This window comes from Caballeronia sp., from assembly GCF_049581465.1.
Taxonomy (GTDB): Bacteria; Pseudomonadota; Gammaproteobacteria; order Burkholderiales; family Burkholderiaceae; genus Caballeronia.
In genome coordinates this window covers 1-7,886 of the sequence record NZ_JBAUSA010000161.1, presented here as the reverse complement: position 1 = coordinate 7,886, position 7,886 = coordinate 1, and the positions used below count along the sequence as shown (strand labels likewise).

Below are 7,886 nucleotides of genomic sequence, written 5' to 3'. Positions count from 1 at the left end.
GGGCAGTCCGCAAACCTTCCTCAACGACAGGATGGTAGAACGGCATGGCAAGCATTTCGTCGACCGTCAGATTCATTTGAAGTCCCCATGCAAGCAAGTGAGCAATATGCTCGGCGTCCGGACCGATCCATTCTGCTCCCAGGAATCGGCGGCTTTCCCGATCGACGTACACGTGCATCAGGCCGCGATTTCTCAGCATGACCCGACTGCGGCCCTGGTCCTCGAAGCTCACTTCTCCCGTGACGAAGCTACCTGGCACGAGGTCGACGTAACGGGCGCCGACCATCGCAATGCCGGGGCTGGTGAATGCCATGTTAATCGGCGCGCGCCGATGCAACGGCAGCACGGCGGGGAAGCGCGCGGCGTTCTCTCCGGCGGACCGGCCTTCGTCCGCTGCTTCATGCAACAGCGGCAAGATGCCATTGGCGTCGCCTGCGATGAACACAGGTTGGCGACCCACTTGCAGGGTGGACGGATCGTAAATGGGGACGCCACGAAGGTCGAGGGGAAGTGACGTGTTGTTCAACCCGAGGTTAGCGACATTGGGCTTGCGGCCGGCAGCAACAATGACATAGTCGAAGGTGTCTTCGAAGAGCTCCGAACGGCCCACGCGATAGCGCAGTCGTACGCGCCCGTCTTCAAGCGATGCAGCGCAAACGTCTCCATGGGGTTCGAAGCGGAACTCGTCACTGAAGACCTGTTCAGCATAGTCGCGGATCGCCGGGTCGGAGAGGGGGCCAACGCGGCCACGGGCGCCAAGAATGCTTACCCGTACCCCGAGGCGCGATAGCGCCTGACCCAGTTCGAGTCCGATCACGCCGGCGCCGACCACCGCGACGCTGTGCGGAAGGTCGGTCCATTCGAATACGTCGTCATTGACGATTGCGCGGTCGCCGAGAGAGCGGAAAATCTCCGGTACGTGGGGAGAAGAGCCGGTTGCGATCACTACGCGGCTAGCGTTCACGATCGTATGGTCTCCTACCTGGATCAATCCGTCCGCAATGAAACTTGCGTGTCCTACCAGGCGGTCCGTAACCGGAATATTGTTCACGCTGTCGACTACGAACCCGACGAAGCGGTCGCGCTCGCTGCGCACGCGCTGCATCACTTCGCTTCCATCGACGCGAATCGGCCCATCGATATGGATACCGAAGGGGCGCGTGCTGATGGCTGAATGCGCTGCTTCAGCCGCGGCGATCAAAAGCTTAGACGGCATACAGCCGACGCGAGCGCAAGTCGTACCGTATGCGCCACCCTCGATGAGTAAAACGGACGCGCTCGCCGCTTTGGCGGAACGGTATGCAGAAAGACCGGCGCTGCCTGCGCCGATGATGGCGACATCGATTTGAACTGTTTTCATGACCTTGCACGCTCCAAGAGAAAGCCGTGATTGATGCATGTGGCTACTCTACGGCGTGAGCGGGCTGTCGCAAATGCTCAAAAGGCTTGGATAGATGCTGAATCGGCTCAAGGCGGATAGCGCGTGTCCGATTCCGGCGTACGGGTGTACGGGCGTACAGGGCACGCGGCTGCGCTTCGCACTCGAATCACGCGGTGGGCGCGGGAGGGCTAGCCAAGCCCTGCGATCAAGCGAAAAAGTGCCGGCATTCCGGCTAGCGGCGCATAGAGCGACGAAGTAATGCCGTACTGTGGCCCAAGGGTCTTGGCGACGTCTTCATAGGCAATGTGCACGGCTTCTCGTTCATCCTCCCAGATGACAGCCTTTAGCGGCAGCGCGAGGGCCGCGTATGGATTGGCGTCCATAACAGGTGTTCCCGCTAGCGGGTTCCCGAACAGCAGCACGGTCGTCGGACGCAACTGCATTCCCACTTGCGCGGCGGCTGCGGCTTGATCGATTTCCGCAAACAGCGTCACACCGCGGAGTTTGAGATTTTCTTTCAAGCGACCGATAGTCGTCTGAAAATCGTGTTCGCTTTGCAGCGTCAACACGGAAGAGGGGAATTCGGCGGGAGTGGCTGTTTGCAGGGGCATGGCGTACCTCATACATCAAGCTGATCGATGGGCGGTGGAGCGTGCGTCCGTGCGATGGAATCCGACCGCGATCACTATCGCGTCTTGGCAGTGTACGGTAAGGATGGCGTTCTTATCGGGCGTCGGGATCAGGCTGGTAGAGGCGGTGACAGGCAAATGTAGGGATGCAGGGGGTGGCGCCACTCGCGACGCCGTTCCTACGCAAAGGGGGTTCAGACGAACCAATGAAGAAGCATCGAGCCGATCAATCCGATCGCCCCGACTATTCCCATTGTCTGCATGATGGTGAGCGAGCGTGTCGCGCGCACGGTGGGTTGAGCGTGGTTTGAAGCGTTGGTATTCGATGAATTCATTAGCGTTCTGCTGTTATGACAAGGGGAAAGTAAGACGAAAGCGAGCCGATTGCGCGGTCCGTCACGGAGTCAATTATCGCCTGGCATCGACGATAAATTAATTTTCACGCGGCAATAAATCGTTTCGTGGATCGAGCGAATTCGCTCAAAGGTCGCCGTCGTCCAGCGGTTCCGGGTCGAGCGGATCGGCGTCGTCCGATTCGCCACGCACTGCGCGGCGTTTTTGTTGTACGTGATACGCGGTCAGTACCGCATGCGCGACCATATCCAGCGCGGGCTTGACGTTGCCCTGCTTGTCCGTCCAGACCTTCGGTGTGAGCGCGCCCGCGAGCGACACGCTGTCACCGTCGTCGAGTGCCTGAAGCGCGTCCTTGACGATATCGTCGAAGGCGATCACGTTGACAAACAGGCTCTCGCTGTCACCCGCCGTAGCTCGCACTCTGCATGTTACGAAGTGCGTGCCATGCTGGCCGGTGCGGACCTGCGCCGTACCGTAGAGACGCCCGGAAATCAGGCCATCGATCATTGTGTTTCCCTGGAAACTTCGATTTCTGCTGCCGCGCAACGAGTTGGTTCGGCTCAAACGCGCTCATGCACGTTCCTAACAAACGACTACGAGCACGGGTCTTGATCTACCACTGCCTTCGGTAACACTTACTTCTGCTTTGCTTCATCGAGACACGCGGCGAGCTTTTCGAAGTACTCGAGCGCTTTTTTTGTCGGGACGACGATTTTTGTTCGCAAATCCGCGGCGGACTCGTCCACAGACACAAGACCCTCGTGTCTCAGTCGTGCGAGCTTGCGATGGACTGTTGCCGGAGCGCCGGCAACCGAGAGTGCCATGGTTTCGGTCACGGTCAGTGTTCGCCCCGCGTGCCAGGCCGCCGTCAGCGCTTCAAGCAAGCGCTCTTCGGCGGCGTCGAGCTTGGGCACCGACGGCAACGCCTGGACCGCCTGCGCGAGATTCAAGAAGCGGAAATAAGCATCGACAAGGTGTTTTTTCGACATGTGATCACCCATGAAATGCAGTAGGTGATCATAGCATTCGATTGAAACAGTCTCATGAAAGTCACTTATCATCTTGATAATAAAATGTTACGATCAATCCATGGAAATGCGCGTCCGGAGCATCCAAAGCGCGCGTGATGGGGTGGACCTGAGAGAGCATAAGAAAAAGGCGCGTCGCCCTGCATGACAGCAGGGCGACGCAGCTTTATGCGCCGGGCATCCATGAGGGGCGTAGACAATCTACGCGAAAGGGCGTCGGGCGTTAATGCCCGAACTCGAAACAATTTTGGGGGTGCATAGCTCCGCGTAAATGCTGGGTGAATGCGGTGAGTATAGATGCCACCGTGTGGCGTCATCGCCATGTGCGCTGGGCCGATCCGTGCACTACCGTGGCGAGCCAAAGGCCAAGCTTGAGCGTATAGATAAGAATGAGCGTTCCGCTCAGATCGCCGATAAACATCACTAGAAAGCGCTCGCCGAGCTTCTCCGTGTCGCCGCTCAATGCGATCCATGCCTGGTGCAATGCCGGGCTTGCAACGGAATAGAGCAGGATGAGCAACAACAGTTTGCCGGCGGTGAGATTTGAAAGCGATGTGTTTAATCCGAGCTTGCGCGTGGCAAATAGATACACGAGATACGGCGCCAGCGCGGAAATGATTCCGCCGAATGTGGCACGCACGGGATCGTCGGGAAAATAGTAGGCAAAGCAGCTTATCCACGACGCCACCAGGATGCCGATCGCACCCGCCTCGCCGAACAGAAGCGTGAATAGAAGACGAATTCCCGCCGGCAGATAAACCCAATTGACCCCGCGAACAAACTCTGAATGCCGGAAGATCCATTCGTTGGCTACGAGAGTAAGGAGAAAGACGACAGCGGTGCCGCACGCGACAGCAAGATGATGGCGGAATATATGTATCAAAGGGGAAGGGGCGGACGACGCAGGATTGAAGGGATTCGGAAGTGCATCGAGCTGGATGCGTCGACCTGAACGAGTTTCGGTAGCGTGTCATTTTAACCGCGAATGTCGGACGGGTTATTGGGTAGACGCATTTATGACGCGACTCGACCTAACGCACTCAACTCGACTTAACGCGCGGCAAGGTTGCGAAATCTCAATCATAAACCTTACAAATCGTTATGTTTCAGCGTGCAGCAAACCGTAATCTGACGTTACGAACGTGAAACAATTTGGGGCAAGCAATCCGCTATATTTAAGTCAACGAATTCACTTTGTTGAGGTGCGCTCCTATGAAAAAGAACATCCAAAAACTCCTGATAGCGGGCACCGTCGCAGGCGCTGCGCTCGGATTGTCTGAAGCAGCCATGGCGCAAGTGCGCGTCGGCGTAAATATCGGTGTGCCGGTCGCGCCGGTTTATGTGGCGCCTCAGCCCGTTTATGTGTCGCCGCCGCCTCCCCCGCCAGCCGTTGTCTATGCAGCACCGCCGGCGGTGTATGCGCCGACTATCGCGATCGGATGGTATGGCGGTCGTTATTACGACGGTCATCGGTACTGGACTCGCGATGAGTATTATCGCTACCACGGCGGCCCGCATCACTACGACCATTACGATCACCACGGCTGACAGCCGGATTCAATATGGGGTACTAGCCCCACGCGAATAGGCCATCCGGCGAAAGCCGGGTGGCCTATTTTATTGTGTTACTGGACAGGTCACGGTCTGCGCTTTCGACCAGAGTTTCTGCGCTGGGTAGACGATACGGCCTGAAAGATCCGTGACAGCAGGCGCGGTTTGGCCTTTGCAGCAGATGTCGCGTACGACGAAAGCATCTGTCGACCCATGAGATTTTCCTTGCAATAGCACTCATGGCGCGTAAGTGAACTCCCACTGCACGTAACTCGGTGCCGTTGCAAATGCCGCCTGATCCGTCCGAAATCCGGCCGTCTTGACCGGTTTCAGCAGCGACGCGCTGTGCACACCCATCACGCCGCCGTCCGGCGAGGGAATCGGGATAAATGCGTTCCCTGTGACCGGATCCGGATAGAGCCTGCGCAGATAGCGGCGTACTACGGGATAACGTGGGTCGCGCAGCAGATTATCGAGTTTCTCCGGATACGGCTTGGCGCCGACTGGCGTGCTCTGAGAGTATTGCCGAATTGCGTCCCGATACAGATTCCCGGTGTACAGCAGTTCCGCTTCACGGGCGCGCTTATTCGTTTTTGCGACATTCTCCAGCAGCTTGCCAAGACCCAGCGTGATGAACAGCACCATCAGCAGTGCCCATAAATAAGTAACGCCCCGCTGGCGCGTGATACTCGGGCGGCCGTTCACCACGAGTTGTATTCCGTGCCGTCGAGCGCCTTGCCTTGCGCGCCACTCTTCACATCGACGATCGTTTTATCGTCTTCGTCGGCACCCGCCACTGGCGCCCAACTATCGGAGCGATTGGTCACCGGATCCAGCGGCAAGGCGCGCAGATAGCGCCGCTCGATCAGCGCAGAAAGTTTTTCCGGATACTTGCCGGTATCGCTGTAATACGCGTCCAGTGACCGGCGCAGGACTGACAGATTCTCTTTCAAGGCCGCTTCCTTTGCTCGATCGGCCTGATGAACGTAGCGTGGCGCGACGATCGAGAGCAGCGTCGCTATGATCGCCAGCACCACCAGGAGTTCAATCAGCGTAAAGCCACGATTCTGCCTTTGTAGGACCATATTCTTTTCACCATTTTCGATAAGGAATGCCGTTAGCTCCCTTTCTGTCGCTCAACGAAAACACGTCGTACACATCGCCGTCGTCTTGCGGATCGTCGGCTTCGCTGGAATAGCTGCGCTTACCCCAGCTGTCCTGAGCGGAACCGGATAGCGTCGGATTCATCGGATCGCGTGGCACGCTGCGGAGGAAGAATATCTTTCGGCCTTTCGGGTCGCGCTTATCCGCCGCACCTTTCACCAGTTCTTCCAAGGATCGTGGATAACCGGTCGAATCGAACGAACGCGCAATCCGGCCCTCGTCGCCCGCCTGTTTGTAGACATCAATCGCGGTCCGGATCTCTCGCAGCGCTTGTTTTAGTTCGCGCTCTTTCTCACGCTGCTCATGCATCTTGACGAACGGTGTTGCGACCGAAGCAATGATCGCCACCAGCGCGACAGTGACGATCATCTCGATCAGGGTAAAACCGGAGTTGAGAGTTCTCTGCTTCATCTCACGGCGACACCAAAATCTGTTTGGGAAGTGCAACGGTAGCGATCAAGGGTGCATGGTCTTCGTTCTCTACCTTCAGATTTTGCAATGACAGGTTAAGCGGCCCATTCGACGCGTGATCTGCCTGAAACGTGATCATTGCGAGGGAGCCATCGGCTGCCGCTTTACCGATCGAAATATGAAGCCTGTTGCCGTCCTGCGTCACATCGAGCGCGACACCCGCGCGCGGCTCAACCTTGAGCAGTTGGATCTCTGGCTGGTCCAGCATGAGGTCCAGTTCTGCTTTTTCAAAGCTGGGGCCGTCGGCTAGCAAATTCACGGTGAAGCTGGTTTTCGGCGCAGCTTGAGAGGGCACGGCGAGGTCGAAACGTACAGCGTTTGTTTTGCCTTGCGGGTTTGTCGGGTCGGTCGAGACGTGCACGACTGAGGACGATGCGATAGCAGCGGTGCCTGGTCCAGATGCGGGCGGCGGGATGACTGGGGAGTCCGCCGGCGGTGCGGCCGCGGCAGGCAAGCTATCGGAATCACTGTATTGGGCGGCGGGTGTCAGCCGCAGCGGGCGAGCCGATACCTGCTCAGCGGTACCGCTTGGGAACGCTTGCGCATAGGAACCCGGCACCGCCAGCGAGCGCGTCACATGCGGGGTGATGAGCAAAACGATTTCGGAGCGCGCGTTGGTATCGCTGCTGTTAGAAAAGAGCCGCCCAAGTACTGGACTTTTTCCTATACCAGGAATATGGGTCCCGGATTCCTGGCTATCGGTTTTGATCAATCCAGCTAGTACCTGGGTCTCACCGTCACGCAGGCGCAACACGGTATTCGCGTTCCGCGTACCAATCTGATAAGCGAGCAGGCCAGTGGCGGACGAGCGGACTTCCTTGATAATGTTGCTGACTTCCAGTGCGACTCGCATCGTCACGTCGTTGTCGATATGAATTTCAGGTTCCACTTCCAACTTCAAGCCGACATCAAGATAGCTGACCGATTCGGTGATGGCATTTGATGTCTGGTTCACTGTGGATGTAATCACGGGTACCTTGTCGCCAATCATCACGCTGGCCTTCTCTCGGTTAAGCACGCGAATCCGCGGGTTCGCCAGCGTGTGTGTACTGCCGCTGGTCTGACGCAGGTTCAGGACAGCGAAGGGATCTGGAAAGGTCAACGGAAAACTGTCTCGATTCAAGCCTTTCAGTTGATCGATGGTCAGGCTGGCAGGCACGCCGGCCGGCCCGACGAGACTCGCGCTGACACTGGTTGGAAACTGGATGCCCAAGTTGAGCAGATCGTTGGAATTAACCTCTAGTACTTCCACCTCGAGAATCACTTCCGGGCTGGCAATGTCGTATAGGTCGATCAGGCGAAGGATAG

11 protein-coding genes are annotated in these 7,886 nt (G+C 57.5%); 1 reads left to right on the top strand and 10 read right to left on the bottom strand.

All coding sequences use genetic code 11. The features are described 5' to 3' along the window. The 6 genes from WCA53_RS04100 to WCA53_RS04075 all read right to left on the bottom strand — a co-directional run. The coding region (locus WCA53_RS04100; RefSeq protein WP_423905759.1) for a dihydrolipoyl dehydrogenase at positions 1 to 1,360 on the bottom strand (1,360 nt) is incomplete at its 3' end. 209 nt (positions 1,361 to 1,569) lie between these two features. Next, entirely contained in the window at positions 1,570 to 1,992 is a 423-nt protein-coding gene (locus WCA53_RS04095; protein ID WP_423905755.1) for a DUF302 domain-containing protein, read from the bottom strand. A gap of 212 nt (positions 1,993 to 2,204) precedes the next feature. Beyond that, a complete protein-coding gene (locus WCA53_RS04090; RefSeq protein ID WP_423905751.1) occupies positions 2,205 to 2,345 on the bottom strand; it encodes a hypothetical protein in 141 nt (46 codons plus the stop codon). Positions 2,346 to 2,490: 145 nt separating this feature from the next. Further along, a complete protein-coding gene (locus WCA53_RS04085) occupies positions 2,491 to 2,871 on the bottom strand; it encodes a single-stranded DNA-binding protein (RefSeq protein ID WP_423905748.1) in 381 nt (126 codons plus the stop codon). A gap of 128 nt (positions 2,872 to 2,999) precedes the next feature. After that, positions 3,000 to 3,353, bottom strand: a complete 354-nt coding sequence (locus WCA53_RS04080; RefSeq protein ID WP_423905746.1) for a winged helix-turn-helix domain-containing protein — start codon at positions 3,351 to 3,353, stop codon at positions 3,000 to 3,002. 352 nt (positions 3,354 to 3,705) lie between these two features. Then, positions 3,706 to 4,275 (bottom strand): hypothetical protein, encoded by a 570-nt coding sequence (locus tag WCA53_RS04075; protein ID WP_423905744.1) that lies wholly within the window; start codon positions 4,273 to 4,275, stop codon positions 3,706 to 3,708. Positions 4,276 to 4,604: 329 nt separating this feature from the next. Between WCA53_RS04075 and WCA53_RS04070 the strand changes: the two genes are divergently transcribed. Then, a complete protein-coding gene (locus WCA53_RS04070) occupies positions 4,605 to 4,940 on the top strand; it encodes a hypothetical protein (protein ID WP_423905741.1) in 336 nt (111 codons plus the stop codon). A gap of 240 nt (positions 4,941 to 5,180) precedes the next feature. Here WCA53_RS04070 and WCA53_RS04065 read toward each other — a convergent pair whose 3' ends face one another. From WCA53_RS04065 to WCA53_RS04050, 4 genes are all read right to left on the bottom strand, one after another. Further along, complete coding sequence (locus tag WCA53_RS04065; RefSeq protein ID WP_423905738.1) at positions 5,181 to 5,651, bottom strand: type II secretion system protein; 471 nt, start codon at positions 5,649 to 5,651, stop codon at positions 5,181 to 5,183. Then, positions 5,645 to 6,028, bottom strand: a complete 384-nt coding sequence (locus tag WCA53_RS04060) for a type II secretion system protein (RefSeq protein WP_423905734.1) — start codon at positions 6,026 to 6,028, stop codon at positions 5,645 to 5,647. The genes WCA53_RS04065 and WCA53_RS04060 overlap by 7 nt, the downstream gene beginning before the upstream one ends. Before the next feature lie 7 nt (positions 6,029 to 6,035). Beyond that, positions 6,036 to 6,554: a type II secretion system protein gene (locus WCA53_RS04055; protein WP_423905730.1), complete on the bottom strand. Its 519-nt coding sequence runs from the start codon at positions 6,552 to 6,554 to the stop codon at positions 6,036 to 6,038. Next, positions 6,520 to 7,886 (bottom strand): type II secretion system protein GspD (locus tag WCA53_RS04050; protein ID WP_423905727.1); only part of this gene is annotated, 1,367 nt, incomplete at its 5' end. The genes WCA53_RS04050 and WCA53_RS04055, both read right to left, overlap by 35 nt.